The following is a 26,810-nucleotide window of genomic DNA, read 5'->3' on the forward strand; positions in this document are numbered from 1 at the left end:
CTCCGGTGCCGCGACCGGGCCCGGCACCGTTTGGCGCGGTGGAGAAGGGAAGCGATGAGCCGTCATGCGACCCACACCGATGTGTCGTCTTCGAAGAAGGGACGACGGCACGGGTTCATCGATCCCTATTCCGAGGACCGGCTTCGTTCCCTTCTCGAAGGGCTGCGTTCGGCGCGTCGTGGCGATTTTTCCGTTCGACTTCCGGCAAGTGAAGCGCACGAAGGATTGCTCGACGAGATCGCGCTCGCCTTCAACGCGCTCGTCGAACAGAACCAAGCGTTCGTCTCGGAGCTGGACCGTATCGAGCGCAGCGTCGGCGTGGGCGGCAGGACCGACGACCGTGCGTCATTCGGTCCCGCTTCCGGTTCGTGGGACGTTGCGACCCGCTCGGTCAACTCGCTCATCACGAAGATGGCGTGGCCCGTCACCGAGGCTACCTCGGTCCTACAGAGCGTCGCCGAGGGAGACCTCTCTCGGGACATGTCGCTCCACATGGACGGAACGCCTCTTTCAGGCGCGTTCGGAGAGCTCGGCCGATCCGTCCGCGATGTCGTCGGGCGACTCCGGATCGTGTCCTCGAGCGTCTCGCAGGTCGTGCGAGAGATCGGCGTCGACGGCAAGCTCGGAACGCAGGCCTCGGTCGAAGGCCTCTCCGGGACGTGGCGCGTCCTCGTCGACGACGTGAACGTTCTCGCCAGCACGCTCAGCGGACAGGTTCGCAACATCGCGTTCGTCGCGACGGCGATCTCGAACGGCGACCTCTCGCAGAAGATCACCGTCGAAACGCGCGGCGAGATCCTCGAGCTGAAGAAGGCCATCAACGCCACGGTCGATCAGCTGCGTTCCTTCGCCTCCGAAGTCATCCGCGTCGCGCGCGAGGTCGGCACCGAGGGCAAGCTCGGCGCGCAGGCCGACGTCCGCGGCGTCTCGGGTATCTGGCAAGAGCTGACCGACGACGTCAACGGATTGGCGAGCAACCTCACCTCGCAGGTCCGCAACATCGCGCAGATCGCGACGGCAATCGCCAAGGGTGACCTCTCCCAGAAGATCACCGTCGAGGCGAAGGGCGAGATCCTCGAGCTGAAGAACACCATCAACGCGATGGTCGATCAGCTGCGCACGTTCGCCGGTGAAGTCACGCGCGTGGCCGGCGACGTCGGCAAGGAAGGAAAGCTCGGCGCGCAGGCCGACGTGCGCGACGTCTCCGGCACGTGGAAAGACCTCACCGACACGGTCAACATGCTCGCCGGCAACCTGACCGATCAGGTGCGCAACATCGCGCTCGTCTCGACGGCGATCGCGAACGGTGACCTCTCGAAGAAGATCACCGTCGAGGCGAAGGGCGAGATCCTCGAGCTGAAGAACACCATCAACGGCATGGTCGATCGCCTGCAAACCTTCTCGGCGGAGGTCACGCGCGTCGCCCGCGAAGTCGGCACCGAAGGTCGCCTTGGCGGGCAGGCCCAAGTTCCGGGGCTGACCGGCACGTGGAAAGACCTCACCGAGAACGTCAACGTGATGGCGTCGAACCTGACGAACCAGGTACGCGGCATCGCCAAGGTCGTGACCGCCGTCGCCGATGGCGACCTCTCGCAGCGATTCGTCGTCGAGGCGAAGGGCGAGATTGCCGCCGTCGCCGACACCATCAACAGCATGACCGCATCGCTGCGCACGTTCGCGCGCGAAGTCACGCGTGTTGCTCGCGAGGTCGGTACGGAAGGTCGTCTCGGTGGTCAGGCGAGCGTGCCGGGCGTCGCCGGTACGTGGCAGGAGCTCACCGAGAGCGTCAACGTCATGGCCTCGAACCTCACGAGCCAGGTTCGTGGCATCGCCAAGGTCGTCACGGCCGTTGCCGGGGGCGATCTCGGCCAACGTCTCGTTCTCGAAGCGCGCGGCGAAATCGCGGCGCTGTCCGACACGATCAACGACATGACCGACACGCTGCGCACGTTCACCGATCAGGTCACGACGGTGGCGCGCGAAGTCGGCATCGAAGGCAAGCTCGGCGGCCAAGCGCGCGTTCCTGGTGCCTCCGGGACGTGGAAGGACCTCACCGACAGCGTCAACATGCTCGCCGGCAATCTGACCAACCAGGTGCGCAACATCGCGCTGGTCACGACGGCGGTCGCGAACGGCGACCTCTCCAGGAAGATCACGGTCGAGGCGAACGGCGAGATCCTCGAACTGAAAGACACCGTCAACGCGATGGTCGACCAGCTTCGAACGTTCGCCGCCGAAGTCACGCGCGTCGCACGCGAAGTCGGTACCGACGGCCAGCTCGGCGGACAAGCGCGCGTGCCCGGCGTCTCCGGCACGTGGAAAGACCTTACCGACAACGTCAACATCATGGCCTCGAACCTCACCGACCAAGTTCGAGGCATCGGTCAGGTCGTCACCGCGGTCGCCGAGGGGGATCTGAGCAAGAAACTCGTGCTCGTCGCAAAGGGAGAGATCGCGACCCTCGCCGACACCATCAACGACATGACGGAAACGCTGCGGACGTTCTCCGACCAGGTCTCGACGGTCGCGCGCGAAGTCGGTATCGAAGGCAAGCTCGGAGGGCAGGCGAAGGTGCCCGGTGCGACCGGCACGTGGCGCGACCTCACCGACAACGTCAATCAGCTCGCCGCGAACCTCACCACGCAGGTGCGCGCGATCTCCGAAGTCGCCACCGCCGTCATCCAGGGCGACCTCACGCGCAACATCACCGTCGAGGCGAGCGGCGAAGTTCTCGGCCTGAAGGACACGATCAACCAGATGATCGAGAACCTGCGCGACACGACGCGCACGAACGAGGAGCAGGACTGGCTCAAGACGAACCTCGCGAAGTTCTTCGGCGTCATGCAGGGGCAGCGTCGCCTGCAATCGCTCACCGAGCAGATCATGTTCGAGCTGACGCCCGTGGTCGGCGCCCAGCAAGGCGCGTTCTACCTCGCGGAGCGCGAAGACGACCGAAGCATCTTGCGGCTCACGAGTACGTACGCGCACACGTCGCGAAAACATCTGGCCAACGAGTTTGCGCTCGGCGAAGGGCTGGTCGGCCAGTGTGCGCTCGAGCGCAAGCCGATCGTCGTCACCGAAGTGCCGGCCGACTACGTGGAGATCGCGTCGGGGCTAGGCAAGGCGTCACCGCGGAGCCTCGTCGTCTATCCGGTTCTCTTCGAGGACCGGGTTCAGGCCGTCATCGAGCTCGCCTCGTTCCACGAGTTTTCGGCGATTCAGCTGAACTTCCTCGAGCAGCTCACGTTGAGCATCGGCCTTGCGATCAACCTGATCGGAACCAGCATGCGCACCGAGCAGCTGCTCTTGCAGCTCCAGGGGTCGAACGTCGAGCTCGACAGGCGCAGCAAGGAGCTCGAAGACCGCGCGCTGCTCCTCGAAGCGCGCAACCAGGAGATCGCGCTCGCCAGTCGCTCGCTCGAGGCGAAGTCCGAGGAGCTCGCGCGCGTCTCCCAGTACAAGTCGCAGTTCCTCACGAACATGTCCCACGAGGTTCGCACACCTCTGAACAGCATGATGATCCTCGCGCAGATGCTGGCCTCGAACGAGGGCGGCACGTTGACCGAGAAGCAGCAGGAGTGGGCGGCGACGATTCATTCGGCAGGGCGCGACCTGCTCGCACTCATCAACCAGATCCTCGATCTCTCGAAGGTGGAGGCGGGGCGCATCGAGACGAACGTCGAGGCTTATCTGCTCTCGTCGGTGCGGGACTTCGCGGAGCGTACGTTCCGTCCGGTGGCCTTGCAGCGTGGCCTCGACTTCAACGTCAGCATCGCCGCCGGAACGCCCGCGGCGGTGCTCGTCGACAGGCAGTTGCTCGAGCAGATCCTGAAGAACCTGCTCGCCAACGCGTTCAAGTTCACCGAACACGGGCGTGTCGAGCTGCGCGTGGAGAGGAAAGGAGACTCGCTCGCGTTCGTGGTGGAAGACTCGGGGATCGGGATTGGTCCGGAACAGCAGGCGAAGATCTTCGAGGCGTTCCAGCAGGCCGACTCGTCGATCACGAGGCGCTACGGTGGTACGGGGCTCGGTTTGACCATCAGCCGCGAGTACGCGCACGTGCTCGGCGGCGAGATCACCGTGTCGAGCACGCCGGGCTCGGGCAGTACCTTCTCTCTGTCTCTGCCGCTTCCCGAAGAGGGAGTGAGACGCGTCTTGCCCGAGGGGGCGAGCACGAGCGAACCGACGGTGACGGATGGAGCGCAAGCGCCTCACGAGCTCGTGAAGGCGCCGAGCGCAGAAATGGCGGAGGTCCTCGCCGGGAAGAAAGTGCTCGTGGTCGAAGACGACGCGCGCAACCTCTACGCCATCACGAGTCTGCTCGAGTCTCAGAACGTGACGGTGATCGCCGCGTCGAATGCGCGGGAAGCGTTCGTCGCGCTCGAAGCTCACCCGGATACGGATCTGGTGCTCATGGATGTGATGATGCCAGAGGTCGACGGACTCGAAGCGACGCGGCAGATTCGGTCGATGAAAGCGTTCTCCACGATCCCCATCGTGGCGCTCACGGCGAAGGCCAGCGCGGCCGATCGTGCCGAGTGCATGGACGCGGGCTGCAACGACTACGTCGTGAAGCCCGTGGAGTTGCGCCCGCTCGTTTCGGTCATGGCTCGCCAGCTCGGGCGCGGGGGACGTGAAGACCGAGGCATTTCATGATCGAAGACCCCATCACCAACGCCACGCTCGCTCCCGTCAACGTTCTCGTCGTCGATGACCACGCCGAAAGTCGCTCCACGCTTCGCGCCATCCTCGGCGGACCCACCTATCGCGTCGTGGAGGCGTCGTCGGGCTCCGAGGCGTTGCGACGCCTCCTCGCCGAGGAGTTCGCCGTTCTTCTGATCGACGTCACGATGCCCGACATGAGCGGTTTCGAGCTGGCGAGCGCGATCCGCGAACGCGAGAAGACGGCGTCCGTGCCGATCCTCTTCATGACCGGACTGGCGCGCGACATGGATCTCGTGTTCCAGGGGCATCGCGCGGGGACCGTCGACTACGTGACCACGCCTCTCTCGCCGGAGACGGTGCGTGCCAAGGTGGCCGTGTTCGCGCAGCTCGCGCGCCAGCGGGCTCGGATCGAGTTTCAGGCGGCGCAGCTCGCTTCGGCCTCGGAGAAGGAGAGCGAGCTGCGTCTCGTCGAGCTGCGTCTCGCGAGCGAACGTCGCTATCGCAAGCTCGCCGACGCCGTTCCCGAGATCATCTGGACGGCGCGCGCCGACGGGTATGCCGACTACTTCAACCGGCGCTGGTTCGAGTACACGGGGATTTATACCGCCGACGCATCGGAGCGCTGGCTTTCGGTGGTTCATCCGGAAGACATCGAGCGCATTCGTCAGGGCTGGGTAGTCGCCGTGCGTACGGGAGAGATGTTCGAGCAAGAATGCCGCCTGCGTCGCGCGGACGGAACCTATCGCTGGCACCTTTGCCGGGCGATCCCCGAGAAGTCTGCGAGTGAAGTGTCGTGGCTCGGAACCTTCACCGACATCGACGATCAAAAACGCGCCTCCCAGCTCCTCGCCGACTTCAAGGGCACACTCGATGCCGTCCTCGACGCCGTTCTCATCTTCGACGTGAAGACGTGGCGCATCTCGTACGCGAACGAAGGCGCGGCGCTCCTCCTCGGTTACGAGACCGACGAGCTCGCCAAGATGCACGCCTCCGAGTTCATGACGGAGTACGAGGAGACGCGGCTACGCGAGCTGGCGGCGAAGCTCGAACACGAGGACAAGAGCAGCGTGGCACTGGAGACCATCTGCAGCACGAAGGACGGGCGCGAGATCCCCGTCGAGTTCTCGTTCCAGCTCGTTCACATCGATCGTGGTCATGTCGTCTCGATCGCCCGCGACATCACGGCGCGCAAGCTCGCCGAGGTGGAACGCGAGCAGCTCTATGGTGAGGCGCTCTCGGCGATCAACGCGCGCGACGACTTTCTCTCCATCGCGTCGCACGAACTACGGAGCCCGCTCTCCTCGTTACAGCTCCTCATCGAGACACTCATGCGTGCGCCAGGCGACTCGGCCTCGCGCGGTACGGACAAGCTCGGCCTTGCGGCGCGCCAAGTGGAGAAGCTCTCACGGCTCATCTCGGAGCTCATGGACGTCTCGCGCATTTCGGCTGGGCGGCTCCATCTCGAGCTCGAGGATGACGTGGACCTCGGCGCCTTGGTCCGCGACGTCGTCACCCGTTTCCGCGAGGACGCCAAGAAGGCGGCCTGCCCGGTCACCCTCGAGGTCGACGAGACGGCCATTGGACGCTGGGACCGCCTGCGCATGGAGCAGGTCGCCACGAACCTGCTGACGAACGCCTTGAAGTACGGCGCGGGCAAGCCCGTCCGTGTGGTGGTGCGACGGGACCGGGAGGGGGACTCGGTCCACCTCGAGGTTCGCGACGGTGGCATGGGCATCGCTCCGGAAGATGCCGAAAGGATCTTCGAGCGTTACGAACGGACGAGCTCGGCCAAGAAGCACTCGGGCCTCGGCCTGGGCCTCTATATTTTGCGGCAGATCGTCGATGCCCATGGGGGCACCGTCCACGTGGAGAGCGAGCCGGGCAAGGGCTCGACCTTCATCGTGGATCTCCCGCTGGAGGCCAAGGTTCAGAGGAGCGGGCCTGCTTCCCAGGTCGAGCCCGTCAGTGGTCCGCGAAGCCCGCGGGGGCAGGGCGTATCCCACTCCGGTTGACCGGCCCTGGTGTTTCGACTAATCCCCCGTCTCCGCGCGGCCTTCCGCATTTTTCCAGTGGTCCGATGAGGACCACGAATTTTCGTCGGGTCCGTGTACCCCGGGAGCACCATGTCCCTCTCCTTCTTCCAGAACGTTCAGCCCAAGGCAGGCACTCCTGGCGTGGCGGAGCCGTCCGGCCCCGCTCAGGGAGGGCAGGCGCCCGCGCCCGCCGGCAGCATGTTCACCATGCTGCTGCCGATCCTCATCCTTGTGCCCTTCCTCTTCCTGAATTTCCGCAGGCAGAAGAAGGAGCAGCAGCTGCGCGCATCGCTCAAGAAGGGCGATCGGGTCGTGAGCCAGTCCGGCCTCATCGGGGAGCTCATCGAGCACGACGACCGCATCGCCAAGGTGAAGATCGCACCGGGCACCAACGTGCAGGTCCTCACGTCGACGCTCTCGCCGTTCGACGCCTCGCCCGGCAAGTCCGACAAGGACCTCGCCGACCTCAAAGAAGCCAAGGCGACGGCAGACAAGAAATGATCCGCGCGGTCCGCCCGTTCTGGTCGCGGCGCTCAGGCCTCTCACCCCGACATCCATGAGCTCGTCCCGTCGCAACACGCTGATCCTCGCCCTCGCTTGCGCGATTGGCGCTTACCTCTCCTACCGCGCCGACAACTTCTGGGGCCTCGTCATCCTGGGCCTCGGCGTTGTCTGGGCGCTCATCGGCGCATTGCCGATCATGGATGGCGCGTGGCGCTCCAAGGTCGGTTTCGTCGCCGCGGTCTTCTTCGGATCGCTGATCGTCCTGTGGCCCACGTTCGAGGGGATGTCCCACGGAGCCATCAAGGCACCGGCGTACGTGAAGGAGCACATCGACTTCGGCGTCGTGAAGGGCCTCGACCTGCAGGGCGGTCTTCGCCTCGTCTACACGGTCGAAGTCGAAGAAGCGATTCGCGACAAGCGGGACAAGTTCGCCGACCAGATGCGCCAGGAGCTCGCCGTCGCGTACGGCATCCACACCGGCGAAGGGCTCTTGAAGCGCGACGAGCTGCAGAAGCTCGAGGAGAAGGTGCACGTCTCGGCGCCCGAGTCCGCGATGCTTCGCATCAAGTTCAAGGACCCGGCGGACGTCAAGTACATCGACGATCGCTTCGCCAAGAAGTTCAGCGCCGAGCTCGCGCAGCTGAAGGGTGGTGAGGGCGAGGTCGTCTTCAAGATCCGCTCCGAGATCGAGACGCAGATCCGCGACAAGGCCGTCGCCCAGGCGAAGGACACCGTCAACCGCCGCGTCGACGAGCTCGGTCTCCGTGAGGCGAGCGTCACCACGCGTGACGAAGACATCATCGTCGAGGTCCCCGGCCAGGACGAGCGCGCGTTCAACGAGATCAAGGAGATCATCCGCCGTACCGCGCGTCTCGAGTTCAAGATGCTCGACGACGAAGCGGACTTCTTCGGCAAGATTCCGGAGAGCGAAGTCCCCGCCTCGGAGGGCATCGAGATCCGCTGGGAGAACGCGCCTGCGGGCCCCGGCAAGAACGTGAAGACCTACTTCGCGCGCATCAACAAGCGCGAAAACGAGTCCATGAACGAGACGCTCGAGCGTTTCAAGAAGTGGACGTCGACGCTCAACGTTCCCGACGACCACGTCATCGGCTTCGAGAAGATCGAAGACATGGACGAGGAGACGGGCAAGTTCGTCGAGAAGGGCTGGCGCACCTTCTACCTGTACTCGCGTGCGGAAGTGACCGGTGAGTACATCACCGATGCACAGCGCGCGGTGAACACGCAGAGCGGCATGCCCGAGGTCTACGTCGCCATCACCTTCAGCCCTGCCGGCGCGGACCGCTTCGAAGAGGTCACGGGCGCGAACGTGCAGCGTCGCTTCGCGATCATCCTCGACGACATCGTCAACTCGGCGCCGGTCATCAAGACGAAGATCGGCGGCGGACACGCCAGCATCACGATGGGTTCGGGCGATCCCGACACCCAGCTGAAGAACGCCGAAAAGCTCGAGATGGTGCTTCGCTCCGGCGCGCTCCCCGCGCCGATCACGCCGTCGAACGAGTCGCTCATCGGCCCCACGCTCGGCGAAGACGCGATCACGAAGGGTGCGCTCGGCGCCGCGGCTGGCGCGGGCCTCGTCCTCCTCTTCATGCTGTTCTACTACCGCAAGTCAGGCGTCGTCGCCGACCTGGCGGTTCTCTTCAACCTGCTGCTGCAGCTCGCGATCCTCGCGTCCTTCAGCGGCACGCTCACGCTGCCCGGCATCGCCGGTCTCGCCCTCTCGATCGGTATCGCCGTCGACGCCAACGTGCTCATCAACGAGCGTATCCGCGAAGAGCTTCGCGCAGGCCGAACGGTCCGCGCGGCGGTCGAAGCCGGCTACGACAAGGCGTTCTCGGCCATCGTCGACGGTCACGTCACGATCTTCATCTCGGGCCTGATTCTCGCGCAGTACGGCACCGGCCCGGTCAAGGGCTTCGCCGTCACGCTCATCATCGGCATCGTGGCCAGCCTCTTCACGGGCGTCTTCTGCACGCGCCTCGTGTTCGACTGGTGGGCGCGTGGGGCAAAGGTCAAGCGACTCAGCGTTGGCGCGGAGTTCTGAGGAAAGACGACGATGGAGCTCTTCAAGCCAGGCAAAGTCTACGACTTCATGAGGGTCCGGAGATTCTGGATCACCCTCAGTCTCAGTCTCGCGTTCGCTTCGCTCATCTCGCTCTTCTGGCCCGGCCCGAACTACGGAACGGACTTCCGCGGCGGTACGGAAATCGAGGTCGCGTTCAAGAAGAAGATCGACAGCTCGGCGGTTCGCCATGCGGTCGTCGCGAGCGGCCAGTTCTCCGAGCCGGACGTCATCGAGGTCCAGGACCCGTCGCATCCCGCACGCTTCCTCATCCGCGTGCAGGAGATCAGCACCGTCGACGAGCAGACGAAGGAAGCCCTCAAGAAGGCCCTTTGCCTCGGCTTCGAAGGCGCGGCTGACGACGCGAACTGCCCCGTCAGCGCGCGTGCGACCGAGGTCAAGTTCAGCGCCGGTGGCGACAAGCTCGGTGTTCGCTACGACGTCGAGCCCGATCTCGCGAAGATCAAGGGGCAGGTCACGTCGATCCCGGGCGTGAAGCTCCGCGCAGGCGGCAGCGACAACCCGCAGGTCGTCAACCCGCGCGACCACCGCGTCGAGATCCAGCTGCAGAGCAAGGGCGACCAGCTGATGGACGTCCTCAAGCAGCAGCTCGGGCCGGAGGTCGCGCCGGACAGCGCGCTCCGCGTCGAATGGGTGGGTCCCCGCGCCGGTAAGCAGCTGCGCGACAGCGCACGTAACTCGGTCGCTCTCGCGATCGTGTTCATCATGCTCTACCTCGCGTTCCGCTTCGACCTGCGCTTCGCACCGGGCGTCGTCATCGCCTGCGTGCACGACGCGCTCGTCGTGCTCGGCGCGTTCGTCCTCTTCAAGAAAGAGGTCACGCTCTCGACCATCGCCGCCGTCCTCACCATCGTCGGTTACTCGATGAACGACACCGTCGTCGTCTACGACCGTATCCGTGAGAACCTCGGCAAGCACCGCGGCAAGTCCTTCGGCGACATCATCAACCTGAGCGTCTCCGAAACCCTCTCGCGCACGATTCTCACCAGCGGCGCGACGATGCTCTCCGTTCTCGCCTTCTTCATCTGGGGCACGGGCGTCATCAAGGACTTCGCCTTCGCGATGGTCGTCGGCATCGTCGCCGGCACCTACTCGAGCATCTACGTGGCCGCCCCGCTCACCGAGTGGATCGACCGCCGGATGTCCCGCGGCGGCGGAACCACCGCCGTGAAGAAGCGCCTCCGCGCCGCGAAGGCCTGAACAGCAAGCAGGGCAAGAGCTAGCTGGCCAAGAGCTTGCTGGCCAGGTAGCCCGACCCTCAACCCCAACCCTTCTCCCTAAGGGAGAAGGGGGAAGAGGCCCCTCATCCCCAAACCCCTTCTCCCAACGGGAGAAGGGGTTTGCTGCTGTGGCGCTCGTCACACCAACCTTCGCTGGGTGCATTCTGCATTTATCCGCGGATGCACGCATGAGCTTCCCCCTTCTCCCGGGGGAGAAGGGGGAAGGGGGATGAGGGCGCGCGGTCTGGCCGCCAAACGCAGAGCTCTTCCGCCCTTCTCCCTTAGGGAGAAGGGCTGGGGATGAGGGTCGGATCAATTTCTTGAAGCCGCGCGTGGTAACGTGCGGGGCATGGCGAGCTCCGAGCCGTTGATTCGCTTCAAAGGCGTCAACAAGGCGTTCGGGCCGAAGACCATCTACCAGGGTCTGTCGCTCGACATCATGCGCGGGGAGACCATCACCATCCTCGGCGCGTCGGGTAGCGGCAAGAGCGTCATGCTCAAGATGCTCATCGGGCTCATCGAGGCCGATGGGGGCGAGATCCTCTTCGATGGCAAAGACATCGCGAAGATGGAGGATCAGGGCCTCTACGAGGTGCGTCGGCGTATTGCCTACTTGTTCCAGGGCGCCGCGCTCTTCGACTCGCTGACGGTCGGCGAGAACGTCGCGTACGGTCTGCGTGAGCAGAACTGGAATACGATGTCGGACCAGGAGATCCGCGGGCGTGTCGCGCAGTCTCTCGAGATGGTCGGCTTGCCGGGCATCGAGGAGATGCGACCGAGCGACCTCTCGGGCGGTATGAAGAAGCGCGTGGGCCTGGCGCGCACCCTGGCGCTACAGCCGGAGGTGATTCTCTATGACGAGCCGACGACGGGTCTCGATCCGATCAACACGGCGCGCATCAATCACCTCATCGTCGGCATCAAACGTTCACTCGGTCTGACGAGCCTGGTCGTCACCCATGACATGGGAACGGCCTTTACCGTGTCGGACCGCCTTGTCATGGTCGGGAAACACCGAGTTCTCATGAAGGGCACACCGGACGACTTCCGGCGTACCGAAAACACCTACGTTCGCGACTTCATCGACGGCAAGGCGCCGGAAGTCGAGGACGTCAACGTGCTACTGTCAACGTCGTGAGCGCCAAAGCTCGTTCTCTTAAAGTCGGTGTCTTCGTCCTGGTGGGCTTGGTGCTCGCCACGGCCTCGGTCTTCGTCATCGGCGAGAACCGCCGCGTCTGGGATCGCAAGGTCACGTATCACGCCACCTGGCAGGACGTGTCCGGCCTCAAAGCCGGCTCGGCCATTCGCATGGGCGGTATCGACGTCGGCTCCGTCTCCGACGTGAAGCACTCGGACGACCCGAAGGACTCGAGCGTCTACGTCACCCTCGCGGTCGCGCGCAACGAGGCTGGCCGCGTTCGCAAAGACTCCACGGTGACGATCGCGGGCAAGGGGCTGCTCGGCGACAAGATGATCGAGCTCACGGTCGGCAGTCCGGATCAGGAGGCGATCCCCGAGGGGGGCACGATCAAGTCGGTCCCCTCGTCCGACCTCGGCCAGATCGTCAGCGACGCTCAAGACGTCGCGCGTCAGGCCAAGCTCGCGCTGCAGAACGTCCAGAAGATCACCGAGCAGATCGCCGATCCTCAGTTCACGAGCGATCTGCGTGGCACGGTGAAGTCGCTGCACGACATCCTCGACGGCGTCGCTCACAAGGACGGCGTCGCGCATCGCATGATCTTCGACCCCGAGGAGGCGCGTCGCGTCGACCATATCCTCGCGAATCTCGACTCGGCGACGGCCAATATGAACGCCATCTCGTCGGACGCGCGCGAAATCACCTCGCGGGCGAAGTCGGGCCCGGGCCTCGTGCACACGCTCGTCTACGACGATCAGCTCGCGCAGGGCACGGCCGGCACGATGGTGGAGCTCAACAAGAGCCTCCAGGCGCTTCGCACCGGCAACGGACTCGGCCACGCGATCGTCTACGGCGACGATTCCACCCAGCACGTCATGGGCAACGTCAGCGCCATGAGCGACGACATGCGTGAGATCGTCGCCAACGTGAAGGCCGGCCGCGGCACCATCGGCGCACTGCTCGTCGACCCCAGCGTCTACGAGGACATCAAGTCGATCGTCGGCAACGTGGAGCGAAATCAGGTACTCCGCGCGCTCGTTCGCTACTCGATCAAGCAGAACGAAGACCAGAAGCCGCACGCCGAAGTCAAAGACGCGAAGCCCCAGCCTCAAGGCTCGAACCGGTAGTCTGGTGGGGACCTGTCCGGTCCCCCTCGAAACCTCCGGTTTCGAGCCTCCCCGGAACGCCTTCGGCGCGTCGTGCTTCGCACGACCTTGGGAGCGCCTTCGCCTAGGGCTCTCCGGACCGTAGGACCATCGCGCTCGCTGCCGCCTCGGAGAGTTAGAACTCGATGTCGGTCACGCCGATGCGCTCGTGGACGACGCGCTCGGCGAGCGCGCGCACGGTGAGCGGTGACGAGCCTTCGGCCTTGTTGTTGACGAGCACGTAGACGTCTTCGCATCCGCGCTCGATGGCTTCCTCGAGCAACTTGATCACGTCGTCGCGCATCTCGGGCTGTGGGGCGACGACCTTGTCGAAGGGGGCGAACTCTGCCTTCTTCGTCTCGTAGCGCGTGTACGGCGGCAGCATGAGGCGCGTGATGACGAACCTCGCTCCGATCGAGCGAGGATGCGCGAGCTGCGCACGAATGGCCGGCATGGCCGTCCAGTAGGTGAAGACGTGCGCGACGCCGTTGGCGGCGAGCATGTCGAACCATCGCTGGCCGAGTAGCTCTTCGTTGCGAAGCTCGAAGGCCCACTGGAAGCCGGTTGGGAGCTTTCCCAGGAACGCGTCGATGCGAGCCACCAGCGTGCGCTCGTCGATGGCGCCGCGGGGCATCGGCGTGAGCTCGAAGACGAAGGGGCCGACGTAGGGCAAGAACGCGCGGCGATACGGTTCGAGCACCTCGCTCAGGAAACGCGAGGCGTCGAGGAACGTCGGATTCTTCGTTCCGGCGCGCGCACCGTACCGAAGGTGGCTGGGGAACACGGCGGTCGTGATCTCCTCCCAGACCTTGGAGACCATGCGAAACGGCGGGAGGTCCTGGCCGCTCTTGGCCGTGATCTCCTTCGCGCGATCGAGCTGGGCGGCGTACTGCGCGAGCTCGTCTTCGCGGAGTGGGCCGTAGTAGCTGCGATCGAGACCTACGGTACGCAAGAGTGGATTCTGCGCGTAGGCCGTCAGGCCGCGTCGTGCGAGCGCGTCTTGCGTGGGCTTGCCCGCGAAGACGATGCCGCCCCAACCGGGAAACGACCAACTGCTCGTGCCGAAGCGGATGCGCCGTGGCAGATGCGTTGCCAGCTCGCGCGCGCTGGGATCGACATGAGGCGCGACGTCGGGCTCGTGCTGACCCGCGTCGCCGAAGAGCGAGAGCTGTGTGCGCGGGGGCTTGTCTGTCACCGCGAGAGATCGGTTTCCGAAGGCGGCAACCGCGAGCCGCCGGCGGGCGAGGGGTTCTCCCACCATTTGTCGGTCGGGCCCTGACGCATGACGGTCAGCCGGAGGAAGTCGATTTCGAGAAGCGCCATCGCACCGCGCGCGAAGGGCTCGCCGGAGATGCTCCAGATGTCGCCGCCGACGCCGAGCTGGAGACCCCACGGAGCACCGAGGATCGCCATGCCGTGGAGGGGGAACTTGCCGTAGTCGCCGCTTCGCCACGTGCGCCAGCTCGGACCAAGGTCGATCGCGAAGCCCCACTGGCCTCGCGCGAAGCCGCCGCTCGCGAAGCGAGCCGAGAGATTCAAATCGGTGCCGAGCCCGAAGTACGTCGTGCTGCGCACGAGACCGCCGACGACCACACCGGCGTTCGGAGTGCTACCCACGCCGAGGGCGAAGCTCATCGCGCCGGCGCTGTCGGTCTTGCCGCGAACGTCGTCGTGCTGGAAGGTGTAGCCGCCGCCTGCGGAGAGCCAGGAGCTCGTGTCCGCGTGAGCGCTCGAAGCGTGCATGATGCATGCGATGGCCGCTCCGGCCGACGCGAGCCAGCGCCACGAGCACCGAGCCACGTTCCGCGCCACGTTCCGGACAGGAGCGGCGGCGAAGGATGCGCAGGCGGGGCGATGTCCTACATGCATGAGGCCTGAGGGCGTACCAATCGTGGCTGCCGTCCGCAAGGTGCTAAGCTCCGGCCGATGCGCGCGGCGGCTTTTCTCGCAGTGACCGTCGTGCTTGCGGGAAGTGTGCTCTTCGGCGGCAGCGCCGTTCTCGCTTCGCAATCTTCCGGCGCGACGCCCGAGCCCCGCATGATTCACAGCCTCGAGGGAGGCGTCCGATCGCTCGTGACGAGCAGCGGAGTATCGACCGCCGCGCACGTCGAGAGCGCCTGGGCAACGGGGCTTCCCGAGCTCCACGTGCGATGCCGGAACACGGGGGCGCACGGCAGAGTCCGTCTCTACGACGCACGCGGAGAGCTCGACGACGCTGCCGCTCTGCAATTCATGCAGATTGCATCGACCGCGCGAGAGGATACGACCGAGCCCGAGATCCTCGACCCTCGGCTCGTTCAGCTCGTGGCTCGCGCGGCGTACCACTTCAAGAACGCGCCGATCGCGATCGTGAGCGCCACGCGCAAAGGAGCGCGAGGCAAGCACGGAACCGGCGAAGCGCTCGACTTCGCACTCGAGGGCGTGCGCGCGTCCGTTCTCGCGTCCTACCTTCGTGGCTATCCGCGGGCTGGCGTCGGCATCTACACGCACCCCAAGACGCAGTACGTGCATCTCGACGTGCGCGACGAGAGCTACCACTGGCTCGACGCTTCGCCTCCGCACGTGACTTGGCGCGAGCGGCGCATCGGTGATCCCAAACGCGCGGCGCGCGACGACGCGTACCTGCCGGCGATGGACCTACCCGAGACCGCCTCGTCGACCGGATCCGGCTCGCGCTACTGAGCGCTCAGAGCTTCTTCGCGGCGTCGTCGCGCTGGAGCTTGCGCACGCGTTCGGTCACGTGCCCGATCGACTCCGGGTCGAAGAGCAACGTGTTGTGCCCACGGCCCGGCAGAACGTGCACGTCGCCCCGCGGGAACACGGCGCTCTCGTTGGGGACGATCATCGCGTCGGCGTCGCCCACGATCGACGTGTGAGGGACGGCGTGTTCGTGCGCGCGAGCACGAAGGCGCGAGAGGAGGGGGCTCGTTCGGCAAAGATCGGCGCCGACGAGGAAGGGGAAGGGGCGCGCGCGCTCGGTGCCGCCGAAGGGGCTGCCGAGCGAAACGGTCTGCGCGATGCGTTCGTGCCCGCCGAGCTCCTGGACGTACCAGCGCGCGACGAGGCCGCCGAGGCTGTGGCCCACGAGGTGGATCCGGCAGCCGTGAGGGATGCGGTCGATCAGGCGCGCAAGACTTTTCGCAATGCGTTCGACACCCGCGCCAGGCGCATGCGTGAAACTCGCCACCTTGGCGCCCGTCGCCTGGACGAGCCGCTCTTTCATCGGGCGGAAAACGCCAGCGCTGGCGAAGAACCCGTGGACGAGCACGACCACGTCGTCGTTCGGGACCATCGCCTGCGGGACGACCGGGATGAGGTCGAGCGGCATGAGCACGACCTCGCGGAGCGTGGCGATCGTCTCGGTCACGTGCACACGCAACGTGGGGGCGTACGCGCCGAAAAGCGGCGGGATCGCGTCGTGCCTGGTGAGGGACTTGAACGTATCGTCGAGCGCCATTCGGGTTGCCTGAGGGTGTCGGCGCGGATGTTCGGACGAGGTCCCCCGAAGCCCTCGAACCGGTCCGTTGCACTCAAACAAGCACGATCCGTGCGAGGGTCACCAGTTTGTTGCTAGGGTGCCATCGCCCGCATGATCGCCTCCCCCACGGACGAGCCCACGGACCCCAAGGCCGTGTTCACCCTTCCCATGACCGTCGGTGACGAGGCTATCGATCAGTTAGGCCACGCCAGCAATATCAGCTACTTGCAATGGGTTCAGGATGTGGCGCTGGCCCATTCCGAGGCGGTCGGGCTCGACGTCGAGGCGTACCGCAAGCTTGGTGGGGTCTTCGTCGTTCGGCGGCACGAGATCGAGTACCTGCGTCCGGTCTTACGCGGTGAGCGGCTCGAACTGCGAACGTGGATCGACAGTGTGTTCGCTGCCAAGTGTCGGCGAGCCACCGACATCGTTCGGCTCGGCGACGACGGCAAGGAGACGATCGTCGCCAAGGCAATGACGACGTGGGGCTTCATCGAGTTCGCCACCGGCCGACCGACGCGCATCCCCGACGGTATCCGCCTCGCCTTCGGTCAAGCGCTTCGCAAGCGCTCGGACGAAGCAAGCGCCTCCTGAGCGCCGAGTCGAGCTCGCTACTTCGCGAACTCGTCGTAGCAGTCGATGCGCTCGGGGCAGGTCGACGTCGCTTCCTTGCACTGGATGAAGGTCTGGAGCACGTCTTCCGGTTTGGTATCGCAGAGCGTCCGGCAGTTGGCGTGCTCGGCGGCGCTGATGCACCCGAAGAACTTGATGTCGTCGCACGCGTATTTGCACGTCGCCGAGCTCCCCGAGCTACCGCTGTCCGGAGGGGCGAACACGGGGAAGCTAGGACCGCACGCCAGGAGCGTCTGGCACGTGCTTGCCGCGATGCAGTCGAGAAACGACCGCGGGGTCACGGCGCACTCCGCGTTGCACTTCGTCATGGCGGACGCATCGGTGTAGCCACACGCGAGGAGCTTTTGGCAGATGGCGGCGCATGAAGAGTCTGCAGCCGACGCATCGGTCGGGCCCGCCTCGCTCGGATTGCTTTCGTCGGGCCCGACGCCGTCAGTCGCGGCCTTCGTTCCGTCACCGTCGCTCTCGCGATCGTGGCCGACGTCGAGCCTGCGTTCGCATGCGAGCGACGTCATTGTCAGGCTCGCCGCGAGGATGACGAGGATGACGACGGGAACGCGGGGGACAAGCGCCGTCGCACTCTGATTTCGCGAACGACGACGTGAACCCATTCGGCGCGACTCTAGCAGCTTCGCGGCGGGCGTCCCGTCGTGGCCCAACTTCTTCGTGGCATCGCGCGCGCGAACCGTCAAACTGGGCCCGTGCGTCCGTCCGCCATCAGCCTGATCGTCCTCGGAGTTCTCGCCTCCGCGACCGTCACGGCCACGGCTCACGCCGAGGCCCGCGCCCGCGCGCGCGCCCGCGCCCGCTTCGCGTATTCGACCGATCCGACGTCGCTGAGGTGCCCGAGCGAGAGCGAAATGCGGGACGTTCTGAGTGCGCGCCTTGGCTACGATCCGTTCGCGCCGGACGCCGAGCAGGTCGTCCACGTGCGCTTCGAGCGAAGAGGCGTACGTGGTCTTGCTGGATCGTTCGATATCCAGGGGCCGAAGCCCGGTCATCACGAGATCGCGTCGGCCAACAACGACTGTCGCGAGCTCGCGGATGCGTTGGCAACGGCGATCGCCATTCGCCTCGACCCCGCGAGCCTCGGCGGACAGGAGGAGCCTCCGCCGCTTCCCGCACCATCTTTGCCGGCGGAGAGCCATCCGGTCGACGAGGTGGCGGTGCCCTCTGCGTCGCCGACTCCTCCTCCAGATCGATCCGACCGCGACGTGACTCCGTCGTCACGTCCGAGCTTCCACGTTGGCATTTCCGGCACCGGACTCGCCGGTGAGCTTCCGTCGTTTACGGGGGCCGTCGACCTCGGCGCCGGGATCCGCTCGGGCCTCATGAGTGCTTCCGTCGAAGCCGAGGCCACGCTGCCCGCATCACGCGACGCTGGGGCTCCGACGCGGGAGGTGTCCGCCTCACTCTTGTCGGCCGCACTCGTTCCCTGCGTGCATGCGGAGATGTTCTTCGGATGTGTCGTCGGACGGCTCGGCGCGTTTCGCGGCGAGGGCACGGGCGTCGACGTTCCGTCGACGGCGTCGGCGCTCTATGTCTCCGCCGGTGTCCGCGCAGGAGTCGAGATGCGGGTCAGCGAGCCGCTGGCGCTCGTCCTGAGCCTCGAAGCCGTCGCGCCGCTCTCGAAGATGGCGCTGCAGCTCTCCGGCACGGAGGTCTGGTCCTCGCCCTCCGTCGCTGGTCGCGCTGCGCTCGGTGCGAGGATGCGGTTTTGACATGACGGCGGTGGCCGACCCTCGCGCGGCGGCGCACGAAGAGAGGCCTGCGAGCGCCATCTCGTTCGACGAGGTCTATCGCTCCGAGCTCAGCTACGTCCTCCACTCGCTCCGACGACTCGGCGTCTCGGATGCGGAGCTCGAAGATGTCGCTCACGACGTCTTCGTGAGTATCCATCGTCACCTCGGCGAGTTCGATCGAACGCGTCCCCTTCGGCCGTGGGTGTTCGCGTTCGTTTATCGCATCGCTCGCGATCACCGGCGCCTCGCACGGCATCAGAAGGAAGTCGGCGGTTCGGAGGAGCAGGCCGCGGCTCTGGCGCCGATGCCGGACGAGGCCCTCGATGACGAGCGCTTGCGTCGTATTCTCGTGGAGGCGCTCGACTCCCTCGACATCGAAAAGAGGCGCCTCATCGTGATGCACGACATCGACGGGACGCCCGTCACCGAGATCGCCAAGGTGCTCGATGTTCCGCTCAACACCGCGTACTCGCGGTTGCGGCTCGCGCGTGCCGCTCTGGAGAAGGCGCTCGAGAACGCGAGGAGCAAGCCATGAGCGACGAGCTCGAGCAATTGAGTGATCTCGCCTCGCGCGCGCTCGCTGCCGAAACGCGACGTCCCGACGTCTCGGACGAGCTCGCCGTGCGACTCATGGCGCGTGTCACGTCGACCGTCGCCACGGGCGCCGCCGCTACGGCAGCAAAGAGTGGAGCCGCGGCGAAGGTCGCCACCTCGGCCAAGGCCGCGCAGCTCGGACTCACGGCGAAGGCCGCTCCGTGGATCGGGCTCGCGTTTCTCGCCGGAGGCGGCACTGGCGCGGCGGTCCACGCGGCGCTGACGGTACCGGCTCCTCGGGTCGTCGAGAGCAGCGCGGCTTCTCCTTCGGCGTCGGTCGACCGCCCCGTCCCACCGGTCGTTTCCGCGCCGCCCGTGGAGTCTGCGGTCGCCACGCGCTCGTCCGTCGATGCGCCGGCGAACGTGGCTCCCTTGCGGACGGCCGCTGCCGTGACCGCGTCCAGTACGGCGTACGAGCCCGACGTGTCGCTTGCGGCGGAGCGTGCGCTCGTCGAACGGGCGCGCACGGCGCTCGGCCGTGGTGATCTCGAAGGTGCCCTCGAGGCCGCCGACGTCCATGCCGCTCGCTATCCGAAGGGACGGCTCCAAGAGGAGCGTGAGGCGATCGCGATCCAGGCCCTAGCCAAGCTCCATCGAACGGCGGACGCCGAGCGACGCGCGCAGGCATTTCGCAAGGCGCATGCGAACAGCGTGTTCTTGCCGACGATCGATCTCGTCGTGCCCTGAGCGAGAAAACGACGAGCGCGAAGTGACGGAAGTCATACCGGCCTCCAAATAGGCTGACATGACGCACTTCCGCCGCTCTTGCGTGTCCTTCCTCGTCGTCGTCTCTTGCCTCTTCGCCTCGGCCGCGTGCTCGTCGAGCTCGGACGGCTCTTCGGGTTCCAATGGCTCTTCGGGTTCCAATGGCTCTTCGGGATCTGGCTCGAAAACCGTCTCGAGCTCCGACTGCGTGAGCCGATGCGCCGCCAAGATCGTCCCGTGCGGCGCCACGCAGGACGGGGCGAAGGCGGATTGCTCCAATGTCGTGTGCAACACGAGCGTGACCAGCGATCAGCTCACGTGCTTCGAGAACAAATCGTGTGACGACATCGCGAACGCCAAAGACTTCGCGTCGCTCTGCCCCGGCAGTGGAGGGGGGAGCCAACCCACGAAGCCCACCGCAGCGACGTGCAACTCGAAGACCTGCGCGGAGGGCCAATACTGCGCGATGGCTTACGATTCGGCATCCGACAGCTGGAAGGAGGGGAGCTGCCAGACCCTCCCGTCCGACTGCGCGACCGCGTCCGTCCAGGATCTCTGCCCGTGCATGAAAGAGCACCACTGCCCCAGCGGGAGCTATTCGCTCAAGTGCAGTCAGGCGGACAGCGCGCTGTATTTCGGCTGCGAATAGCGGCGCGGACGAGAAAATCACGACGGCGGTCGATTTCGTGCGACCGACCGTAGGTGGTCCTGTCGTAGCGGCGCACACGACGGAGCCTCGCTCTCGTCCGTATCGGAGCCGCCATGAAAAAGACCCATCTGCTCGTTCTCGCCACGATGACGTCCTTGCTCGGAGCGCTCGCTCAAGGGTGCGCCGCCCCCGATGAGGGGGATGGAGCCGACGCCTTCAGCTCCGATTCGGATCTCACGAAGCGCACGAAGCCGAAGGCGGGCATGGGCGCCGTCTACCTCGAACAGCCGGCGTGGCTCGACGACGGCTTCAAGGGCCAGGTGGTGGTTCGTTCCGGCACCACGACCGCGGCGACCCTCACGCCGGGCGCTCGCGCCGACCTGGTCCCCGGCAACTATGCCGTGGACTTCAGGCCGCTCGGCCTCTCCGGGGCGTTCCAAGCAGGGCTCCAGAGCTACGGTGTCTACGGTCACCTCTGGAGACAGAGCGGAATTCTCGAGGCTGGAAAGGTCTGGACGGTGAAGCCGGCAGGGCTCCGCATCGAGCTCGATCGGCCTCTCGTCTGGTCGAAGAACGTCACGCTCGCGACGGTCTCGGTACCCGCGCCCGCCGTGGTGACGCTCGGGACCAGCTCCGGGCTCACGACGCAGACGCCCAGCCTCTCGTCGTTCGACTTCGATCAGTTCGCGTTGAGCGCGAGTGAGATCGCCGCCGGAGCGACGCACCTCGACCGCATCCTGCCTGCCGAGACGTATTCGATTTCGCTCGGGGACGGAAAGAAGCCCGTCACGCTGTCCGAAGGAAATCTGACGAAGCTCACGCAGAAGACCGTCACCTTCGCCGTCGATCTCGACCCGATCGATCCGGCGTTCCCGAACACGACGCCCGAGTGCGTGACCATGGAAGCCGACTCCGTGAAGGAGCCTGTTCGCACGCTCGATCGTTTCAACACCGCGGTTCTCCCCGAAACGTATCCGGTCGTCGTGAAGGCCTACGGGTTGAACGTTCAAAGCAAGGTCGCCGGCGGTGTGAAGCACTTCCCACTCAATCGCCTCGAGCTCGACGACGTCGAGGTCTCCGGGACGGGAGGCACGACCACGAAGGTGAGGGGCACCGCCCTGGTGCAGGTGAAGACGAACACCAGCTGGACGTCGCTGGGCTGCACGAGCAGTTTCAAGACGGGGACCGGCATCGACCTGCCCGACGGCACGTACCGCATCATCTCGACCGCGACGGGACCGTCCGGGCAAGTCTCGAACACGGAAGAAGTCACGTTCCCCTAAGCGCTACGCGGAGCGCGGTCGCGCGCCGATCCGGTACGTAACGCCCGACCGTCGCCCCTCCGACTCGAGCGCGAGCTCGGCCTCGTGCTCGCGACGTCGCCCGATGCTTGCCGCGAGGGCGTTCGTAGGATCGGAGAGCACATTGTCGGTGGCGTGCGCCGGTGAGCTCGATGACCGACGAACGCCAAGTCCGCGAAGTGCGGTAAACTCCGGCCATGGCCGATGCGAAGCAGTCGACGGCGTCCGTTGCGCTGTCTGCCGAGAAAGCGCGCGACCACCGACGTGAGCGGCTGCGAATGTCGCTCGAGGTGAGGCTCGACAATCCGCTCATGGTGCTCGACTGGCTTCTCGCGGAGCTCTCGGCCGGGGACTCCCTCGCAGAGCTCTGGGAGAAGTTCCACGTCAACGCGGTGCGTGACGGTCGGGAGAAGGAGGTCGCGGACGGCTATCGCCACACGGTGGCCGGACCTCGGATGCGCAGGCTGCCGCCGAGGCAGCAGGCCGAGGTGCTCATGCATGCGGTGGACTTCACGTCGGGAGTCCTCGGCGACGCCGAAGGGGCAACCGCGCTCCTCGAGCGCGTGATCGAGCTCGTGCCCGACCACGAAGACGCATTCGGTCGCCTCGAGCGGCGCCTCGAGAAGTCGATGGCCTCGCGACGGCTCGTCGAGCTCTACGCGCGCGTGGCGGCGACGCCCCCGAAGCCGCCTCAGGTCTTGGCCACGCAGGCTCTGCATCGCCTCGTGACGATCGTACCTAGCGACATGGTCTCGGACGACGGTTGCCGAAAGCTCGTCACGCTCGTTCCGGTCAACGCGAAGCTCCTCGACGCGATCGAAGCTCATTGTCGAGCGACGAAACGCGCTGCGCTTGCCGCCGAAGTGCTCGAGGCTGCACTCGGCATCGATGTCGCCTCGGACGAAGCCGTGAAGAAGTCGCGCCGGCGTCGTCTCATCGAGCTCTACACGGGCGAGCTCGCCAAGCCGTCGCCTGCCATCGATCACGTGGAGCGGGTGCTCGAGCGCGATCCTCACGATTCGGTCGCCCTCAAGGCCGCCGATCGTCTGATGTCCCAACGCGAGGTCGGTTCTCGCGCTGCCGCTGCGCTGCAGGCTGCCCGCCGCGCACGCGCGTCCTGAACGGACGCTGCGCATTCGCGGTCACGCGGGCGAGCAGGTCGTTCTGCCCGAATGGTGTTGGAGCATTGATGGCGACGAGCCTGCGAATTCGGTTGGGGTGACGCGCAGCGAGTCCCATCCCGACGGGCCCGCCAAAGTCATGCATGACCAGCGTGATGTCGTTCAGATCGAGCGATAGGACGAAGCGCTCGAGATTGTCGATGTGGTCCTGCAACCAATAGCTGCGGTCTTGCGGCGTCGCGCTCTTGCCGAAGCCCATATGGTCGGGGACGACGTCGACGTAGTGCATACGGAAGCCCGGCGCCTCGGTGAAGTGTCGCTTCGGAAGGACCTGCCCGCCACTCGACGAGTGATCGAAACCGATTCCGTCGTCGTGCGTACTCCCGACACCGACATGAAGAAAACCTCGTACCTTTTCGCGGGCGCGGCAGGGCTGGGAGTTGCCGCCATTTTCTTCGTCACCGGTTCGTTCGCGTCCGAGCGGGCAATTCATGGAGGTTCGGGAGTCCAACCAGTCGCTGCCGATGTCCCCGTTCTGGTCGAGCTCTTCACGTCGGAGGGCTGCTCGAGCTGTCCGCCCGCCGACGACGTCGTCGCGAAACTCGCGCGAGAGCAACCCGTCCGCGGCGCGCGCATCGTCACGCTCGCGCATCACGTCGATTACTGGGACGAGCTCGGTTGGCCCGATCCGTTCGCCAGTGCGCGAGGCACTTCTCGCCAGCAGACTTATTCCGTTTTGCGCGAAGGCGCATATACGCCGCAGGCCGTCGTCGACGGACGTACCGAGACGACCGGCAGCCGACGTTCGGCCATCGAAAGCGCAGTCGAGGCCTCCGCGAAGCAACCTCACGCGACGATTGCGCTCGACGCGGCGTCTTCAGCGAATGGTGCGTTCGACGTCACGGCAACGGTGAGTCCGCTTCCTCGGGGTGCGGATGCGGATGCGGAACTGCTGGTCGCCGTCGTTCAGGATCGAGGGCGGGTCGCGGTTCCGCGCGGCGAAAATGGCGGCCGAACGCTCGACCACACCAGCATCGTGCGCAGTCTCGCGACCGTCACGACCGTCGCCGCGAAGGGCGGGACGATCCGCACGACCATCGTTCCTCCGTCCCCCGTCGCGGCTCCCGACGGCTCCACGTTCTCGGTCGTCGCGTTCGTGCAGGAGCGGGCGAGTCGACGCGTCCTCGCTGCTGCGACCGCACCCCTCGCGCGCCGATGATGGGTAGAGGAGGCGTTACGCCATCCTCAGGGACTCTCGATCCATACGTGGAAGTCTCGGAACGCCGCGCCGACGGCATGAAGCTCGACGCGCTCGTTCTCGACGAGGTCCACGACGGCCGTCGCCGAGCGCCATGCGCCACTACGCGGTTCGCCGAGCACGAGCTCCGTGTCACTCGCACGGGTGTGGACGCGGATTCGCTTCGCCTCGTCGTCCGTGCGCACGACCAGCTTGGCGCGGCCACCGGGGGGAACGTGCCTCACGACGAACGATTCCGCGGCGCCCTCGGGAATGATGCGCCCGCCGTCGAACTTCCGGGCGCCGTGGTCGTCGAGAACGTCCATCGCCGTCCAGCCACCTCGAGGGGCAGGGGAGACGTAGGCGTGCTCCGCTTCGCTCAAGACATCCGCGACGTCGATCTCGTCGACGACGTTCGGTGCTTGCGCATGGGGCGTTTCGAGCGGGCTCCAGTCGGCGCGGTAGATCGCTTTGACGGGGCCACCGCAGATGACGTTGTTCGCGATCGTCACACGATCGATCTCGGTGCCAAAGCGTGCCGTGATGGCCTGGAACCAGTTCGGATAGAGCGCGAGGTGAGTTGGCCGCTCGCGTGGATCGAGGCGCTCGATGAGCTCGACGGTCGCCGCTTCCCCGAAGACAGCGGCGCGCGCGAAGGGCATGTGCTGGTAGCCGCCGAGGCCGAGTGCATCGATGGCGGTGCGGCCCGAGACGAAGGGGATGGCGCCCGCATCTCCGAGCAGGACGCGTGCGGAATCGGGTGTGAGTTTGGCGAGGCGCTCACCCGTCTCGACCTGCTGATCGCGCACGTTGGCGACGGCGTTTCGGTAGTACCGCAGCTGCGCGGGGAAGCGCGTGGAGCCAAGGCCCAACGTTGCCATCAAGGCGACCGCGGCGAATGCTCGGCCGCGTCGAGCACGGGCGATCGTCGCTATCCCGATGGTGGTCGCGACGAGAACCATCACCAGCGCCGGCACGTAGTAGCGGAAGTTGTGGAACGGGGAATTGCCGTTCCAAGAGACGAGGAGCGACCACGCGACGGCGCCGAGCAAGCAGGCGACCGTCACGTGACGCTTGCTTCGTGAGGCGAGTCCGACGAGCGCGAGTCCGGGAACGAGGAGCGAACCCGCGCGGACGCTTGCCAGCTCGGAGCGCACACCTTTGACGAAGAACGTGACGAGGTTCTCGACGAACGCTCGCGCACGGTCGTCCTCGGAGAGGTACGGATTCGACGAAAGAAGCTTCAACTGCGCACCGGCCGACTGCGTCTCCCCCGTCGCCAGGCGGTTTGCGCCAAGCACGAACGCCGTCGCGAGCGCTCCGGGGATGGCAACGCGAAGCACGGCCGCGATCCCCGAACGACGGGACACGCCGCGCGCTGCGATCACCGCGAGCAGCGCCACCAGGACCCCCGACTCAGGACGCAGCAGACACAGGATCGCGCCCCAGAGTCCGAGGCGCAGCTGGGCACGCTCGCGCGTCATGCCTCCCCGCGCCTGATGCGGAGCACGCGTTCGGTCGAGGGCCACCAGTGCGCCGGAGAGGGCACCGGCGAAGGGGGCCGCTTCCATCCCGCTGAAGAAGGACCAGTCGACGAGACCCACCGAGAACGGAACGAGCGCGGCGCCCCATGCGAGCCAGGGAGGGCAGGGACGCACGAGCGACTGCACCGATCGCACGAGCAGTGCGAGAGAGGCCACGGCGAGAATCGCCGCCCAGAGGCCCAGCAGGGGCCCACGGAAACCGATGAGGTAGCCCAGCGCCAGCAGGACCGCATACAGCGGCGATGTCTCCCCTGAGGAGTAGCCCTGACCGGGGATCCACTCGAAGGGATGACCTTGGGCGAGCGACCGCGCGAAGTCGAAGTGGATGTAGACGTCGTCGAGCGGTGCCGGAAAGAAGCCGTGTGCGGCCGGGAGGCTCGGAAGCCAGAAGAGCGCACCGATCGCGAGCGGAATCAGTGCGGCAAACGCACCTGATCCGGACCATTGCGCGGTCCTATGGGCGGTCCTTGGCGACGGCATTTGCGCGTTCCCGGCGCGGCATGCTAGCCCGCTTCGGCATGGACCGGGACGCTGCTCACTGGGATGCCGTCGAAGAAGCCACCGACCTCCTCCATGAGGAGCGCTACCGGGAGGCGCTCGAGGTCCTGAGGGACATCCTCGCGGCCGACGCGCAGAACCCCTACGCGTATTTCTTCCTAGGCCAGGCGTTCTACGAGGTCGGCGAGCTCGAGCCTTCGCGCGACGCGTACCGCGCGTGTTTGCTCATCGCGCCCAAGCACCTCGGCGCGCGCATCGCGCTCTGCCACGTGCTGCGCAAGCTCGGTGACGTTCGTGGCGCCATCAAAGAAGGCATGCAAGCGCTCGAGCAAGCCCCGGCCGACGGCGATGCGCTCTATGCCGTTGGCCTTGCGTACGCCGCACGCGGCGACGATCCGGCCGCGCGACGCTATCTCGAGGCGTTCCTCAAGACGAAGCCCGAGCTCGAGGTGCGCCTCGAAGTGGAGGCGCTCCTCGAGTCGATGAAGCCCTGACGGGC

General features: G+C 66.0%; 22 protein-coding genes and 1 pseudogene. 17 read left to right on the forward strand and 6 right to left on the reverse strand.

What is annotated here, in order from left to right; genetic code table 11:
• Nucleotides 1-54 precede the first annotated feature (54 nt).
• The 7 genes from AKJ09_RS30105 to AKJ09_RS30135 all read left to right on the forward strand — a co-directional run bounded on the left by AKJ09_RS30105 (nucleotide 55) and on the right by AKJ09_RS30135 (nucleotide 12,791).
• Nucleotides 55-4,656 (forward strand): HAMP domain-containing protein, encoded by a 4,602-nt coding sequence (locus AKJ09_RS30105; protein ID WP_146651313.1) that lies wholly within the window; start codon nucleotides 55-57, stop codon nucleotides 4,654-4,656.
• Nucleotides 4,653-6,677: a hybrid sensor histidine kinase/response regulator gene (locus AKJ09_RS30110; protein ID WP_146651314.1), complete on the forward strand. Its 2,025-nt coding sequence runs from the start codon at nucleotides 4,653-4,655 to the stop codon at nucleotides 6,675-6,677. Before AKJ09_RS30105 ends, AKJ09_RS30110 begins: the two co-directional genes overlap by 4 nt.
• 111 nt (nucleotides 6,678-6,788) lie before the next feature.
• A complete protein-coding gene (gene yajC / locus AKJ09_RS30115; protein WP_146651315.1) occupies nucleotides 6,789-7,199 on the forward strand; it encodes a preprotein translocase subunit YajC in 411 nt (136 codons plus the stop codon).
• A gap of 55 nt (nucleotides 7,200-7,254) precedes the next feature.
• Complete coding sequence (gene secD / locus AKJ09_RS30120; protein WP_146651316.1) at nucleotides 7,255-9,267, forward strand: protein translocase subunit SecD; 2,013 nt, start codon at nucleotides 7,255-7,257, stop codon at nucleotides 9,265-9,267.
• A 12-nt stretch (nucleotides 9,268-9,279) separates the two neighbouring features.
• Nucleotides 9,280-10,506: a protein translocase subunit SecF gene (gene secF, locus AKJ09_RS30125; RefSeq protein WP_146651317.1), complete on the forward strand. Its 1,227-nt coding sequence runs from the start codon at nucleotides 9,280-9,282 to the stop codon at nucleotides 10,504-10,506.
• Nucleotides 10,507-10,875: 369 nt separating this feature from the next.
• Nucleotides 10,876-11,664 carry an ABC transporter ATP-binding protein gene (locus AKJ09_RS30130; protein ID WP_146651318.1) on the forward strand — a complete coding sequence of 263 codons (789 nt, stop codon included), beginning with the start codon at nucleotides 10,876-10,878 and terminating at the stop codon, nucleotides 11,662-11,664.
• On the forward strand, nucleotides 11,661-12,791 hold the full coding sequence (locus tag AKJ09_RS30135; RefSeq protein ID WP_146651319.1) for an MlaD family protein: 1,131 nt from the start codon (nucleotides 11,661-11,663) through the stop codon (nucleotides 12,789-12,791). Before AKJ09_RS30130 ends, AKJ09_RS30135 begins: the two co-directional genes overlap by 4 nt.
• A 154-nt stretch (nucleotides 12,792-12,945) precedes the next feature.
• Here AKJ09_RS30135 and AKJ09_RS30140 read toward each other — a convergent pair whose 3' ends face one another.
• On the reverse strand, nucleotides 12,946-14,004 hold the full coding sequence (locus tag AKJ09_RS30140) for a DUF72 domain-containing protein (RefSeq protein WP_169927989.1): 1,059 nt from the start codon (nucleotides 14,002-14,004) through the stop codon (nucleotides 12,946-12,948).
• A complete protein-coding gene (locus AKJ09_RS30145) occupies nucleotides 14,001-14,609 on the reverse strand; it encodes a hypothetical protein (protein ID WP_146651321.1) in 609 nt (202 codons plus the stop codon). The genes AKJ09_RS30140 and AKJ09_RS30145 overlap by 4 nt, the downstream gene beginning before the upstream one ends.
• Before the next feature lie 126 nt (nucleotides 14,610-14,735).
• Between AKJ09_RS30145 and AKJ09_RS30150 the strand changes: the two genes are divergently transcribed.
• The gene (locus AKJ09_RS30150; RefSeq protein WP_146651322.1) at nucleotides 14,736-15,491 is read left to right on the forward strand and encodes a DUF882 domain-containing protein; all 756 of its coding nucleotides are present in this window, start codon (nucleotides 14,736-14,738) and stop codon (nucleotides 15,489-15,491) included.
• A 4-nt stretch (nucleotides 15,492-15,495) separates the two neighbouring features.
• Here the strand turns inward: AKJ09_RS30150 and AKJ09_RS30155 are convergent, their stop codons facing one another.
• Entirely contained in the window at nucleotides 15,496-16,266 is a 771-nt protein-coding gene (locus AKJ09_RS30155) for an esterase/lipase family protein (RefSeq protein ID WP_146651323.1), read from the reverse strand.
• A 132-nt stretch (nucleotides 16,267-16,398) separates the two neighbouring features.
• On the opposite strand from AKJ09_RS30155, the gene AKJ09_RS30160 reads away from it, so the two are divergent.
• Nucleotides 16,399-16,881: an acyl-CoA thioesterase gene (locus tag AKJ09_RS30160; RefSeq protein WP_146651324.1), complete on the forward strand. Its 483-nt coding sequence runs from the start codon at nucleotides 16,399-16,401 to the stop codon at nucleotides 16,879-16,881.
• Nucleotides 16,882-16,898: 17 nt separating this feature from the next.
• Here the strand turns inward: AKJ09_RS30160 and AKJ09_RS30165 are convergent, their stop codons facing one another.
• Nucleotides 16,899-17,531, reverse strand: a complete 633-nt coding sequence (locus tag AKJ09_RS30165) for a hypothetical protein (protein WP_146651325.1) — start codon at nucleotides 17,529-17,531, stop codon at nucleotides 16,899-16,901.
• A gap of 39 nt (nucleotides 17,532-17,570) precedes the next feature.
• On the opposite strand from AKJ09_RS30165, the gene AKJ09_RS30170 reads away from it, so the two are divergent.
• From AKJ09_RS30170 to AKJ09_RS30200, 6 genes are all read left to right on the forward strand, one after another.
• Nucleotides 17,571-18,641, forward strand: a complete 1,071-nt coding sequence (locus AKJ09_RS30170; protein ID WP_205633837.1) for a hypothetical protein — start codon at nucleotides 17,571-17,573, stop codon at nucleotides 18,639-18,641.
• Between the two features lies 1 nt (nucleotide 18,642).
• Nucleotides 18,643-19,197, forward strand: a complete 555-nt coding sequence (locus tag AKJ09_RS30175; protein WP_146651327.1) for an RNA polymerase sigma factor — start codon at nucleotides 18,643-18,645, stop codon at nucleotides 19,195-19,197.
• Nucleotides 19,194-19,943 (forward strand): hypothetical protein, encoded by a 750-nt coding sequence (locus AKJ09_RS30180; RefSeq protein ID WP_146651328.1) that lies wholly within the window; start codon nucleotides 19,194-19,196, stop codon nucleotides 19,941-19,943. The genes AKJ09_RS30175 and AKJ09_RS30180 overlap by 4 nt, the downstream gene beginning before the upstream one ends.
• A 58-nt stretch (nucleotides 19,944-20,001) precedes the next feature.
• Nucleotides 20,002-20,610, forward strand: coding sequence for a hypothetical protein (locus AKJ09_RS53415; RefSeq protein WP_169927990.1), 609 nt, complete (start codon nucleotides 20,002-20,004; stop codon nucleotides 20,608-20,610).
• 113 nt (nucleotides 20,611-20,723) lie between these two features.
• Nucleotides 20,724-21,893 carry a hypothetical protein gene (locus tag AKJ09_RS30195; protein ID WP_146651331.1) on the forward strand — a complete coding sequence of 390 codons (1,170 nt, stop codon included), beginning with the start codon at nucleotides 20,724-20,726 and terminating at the stop codon, nucleotides 21,891-21,893.
• A gap of 215 nt (nucleotides 21,894-22,108) precedes the next feature.
• Complete coding sequence (locus AKJ09_RS30200; RefSeq protein WP_146651332.1) at nucleotides 22,109-23,032, forward strand: hypothetical protein; 924 nt, start codon at nucleotides 22,109-22,111, stop codon at nucleotides 23,030-23,032.
• A 7-nt stretch (nucleotides 23,033-23,039) separates the two neighbouring features.
• Here the strand turns inward: AKJ09_RS30200 and AKJ09_RS56295 are convergent.
• A pseudogene (locus tag AKJ09_RS56295) lies at nucleotides 23,040-23,321 on the reverse strand (alpha/beta fold hydrolase); the annotation flags it as partial.
• 105 nt (nucleotides 23,322-23,426) lie between these two features.
• Here AKJ09_RS56295 and AKJ09_RS30210 point away from each other — a divergent pair.
• Nucleotides 23,427-24,251 (forward strand): DUF1223 domain-containing protein, encoded by an 825-nt coding sequence (locus AKJ09_RS30210; RefSeq protein ID WP_169927991.1) that lies wholly within the window; start codon nucleotides 23,427-23,429, stop codon nucleotides 24,249-24,251.
• Between the two features lie 26 nt (nucleotides 24,252-24,277).
• Here the strand turns inward: AKJ09_RS30210 and AKJ09_RS30215 are convergent, their stop codons facing one another.
• Complete coding sequence (locus AKJ09_RS30215; protein WP_146651334.1) at nucleotides 24,278-26,293, reverse strand: hypothetical protein; 2,016 nt, start codon at nucleotides 26,291-26,293, stop codon at nucleotides 24,278-24,280.
• Between the two features lie 38 nt (nucleotides 26,294-26,331).
• On the opposite strand from AKJ09_RS30215, the gene AKJ09_RS30220 reads away from it, so the two are divergent.
• Nucleotides 26,332-26,805, forward strand: a complete 474-nt coding sequence (locus tag AKJ09_RS30220) for a tetratricopeptide repeat protein (RefSeq protein ID WP_240488635.1) — start codon at nucleotides 26,332-26,334, stop codon at nucleotides 26,803-26,805.
• The last annotated feature ends 5 nt before the right edge of the window (nucleotides 26,806-26,810 follow it).

The organism is Labilithrix luteola (assembly GCF_001263205.1).
Classification (GTDB): Bacteria; Myxococcota_A; Polyangia; order Polyangiales; family Polyangiaceae; genus Labilithrix; species Labilithrix luteola.

Excerpts from the sequence above, each read along its gene's own strand:
- AKJ09_RS30160 (WP_146651324.1), top strand. The coding sequence starts at position 16,399 with ATGATCGCCTCCCCCACGGACGAGCCCACGGACCCCAAGGCCGTGTTC.
- AKJ09_RS30195 (WP_146651331.1), top strand. The coding sequence starts at position 20,724 with ATGAAAAAGACCCATCTGCTCGTTCTCGCCACGATGACGTCCTTGCTC.
- AKJ09_RS30155 (WP_146651323.1), bottom strand. The coding sequence starts at position 16,266 with ATGGCGCTCGACGATACGTTCAAGTCCCTCACCAGGCACGACGCGATC.
- AKJ09_RS30110 (WP_146651314.1), top strand. The coding sequence starts at position 4,653 with ATGATCGAAGACCCCATCACCAACGCCACGCTCGCTCCCGTCAACGTT.
- AKJ09_RS30210 (WP_169927991.1), top strand. The coding sequence starts at position 23,427 with ATGAAGAAAACCTCGTACCTTTTCGCGGGCGCGGCAGGGCTGGGAGTT.
- AKJ09_RS30220 (WP_240488635.1), top strand. The coding sequence starts at position 26,332 with ATGGACCGGGACGCTGCTCACTGGGATGCCGTCGAAGAAGCCACCGAC.
- yajC (WP_146651315.1), top strand. The coding sequence starts at position 6,789 with ATGTCCCTCTCCTTCTTCCAGAACGTTCAGCCCAAGGCAGGCACTCCT.
- secD (WP_146651316.1), top strand. The coding sequence starts at position 7,255 with ATGAGCTCGTCCCGTCGCAACACGCTGATCCTCGCCCTCGCTTGCGCG.
- AKJ09_RS30215 (WP_146651334.1), bottom strand. The coding sequence starts at position 26,293 with ATGCCGTCGCCAAGGACCGCCCATAGGACCGCGCAATGGTCCGGATCA.
- AKJ09_RS30175 (WP_146651327.1), top strand. The coding sequence starts at position 18,643 with ATGACGGCGGTGGCCGACCCTCGCGCGGCGGCGCACGAAGAGAGGCCT.
- AKJ09_RS30130 (WP_146651318.1), top strand. The coding sequence starts at position 10,876 with ATGGCGAGCTCCGAGCCGTTGATTCGCTTCAAAGGCGTCAACAAGGCG.
- AKJ09_RS30165 (WP_146651325.1), bottom strand. The coding sequence starts at position 17,531 with ATGGGTTCACGTCGTCGTTCGCGAAATCAGAGTGCGACGGCGCTTGTC.
- AKJ09_RS30150 (WP_146651322.1), top strand. The coding sequence starts at position 14,736 with ATGCGCGCGGCGGCTTTTCTCGCAGTGACCGTCGTGCTTGCGGGAAGT.
- AKJ09_RS30200 (WP_146651332.1), top strand. The coding sequence starts at position 22,109 with ATGGCCGATGCGAAGCAGTCGACGGCGTCCGTTGCGCTGTCTGCCGAG.
- secF (WP_146651317.1), top strand. The coding sequence starts at position 9,280 with ATGGAGCTCTTCAAGCCAGGCAAAGTCTACGACTTCATGAGGGTCCGG.
- AKJ09_RS30105 (WP_146651313.1), top strand. The coding sequence starts at position 55 with ATGAGCCGTCATGCGACCCACACCGATGTGTCGTCTTCGAAGAAGGGA.
- AKJ09_RS30180 (WP_146651328.1), top strand. The coding sequence starts at position 19,194 with ATGAGCGACGAGCTCGAGCAATTGAGTGATCTCGCCTCGCGCGCGCTC.
- AKJ09_RS53415 (WP_169927990.1), top strand. The coding sequence starts at position 20,002 with ATGACGCACTTCCGCCGCTCTTGCGTGTCCTTCCTCGTCGTCGTCTCT.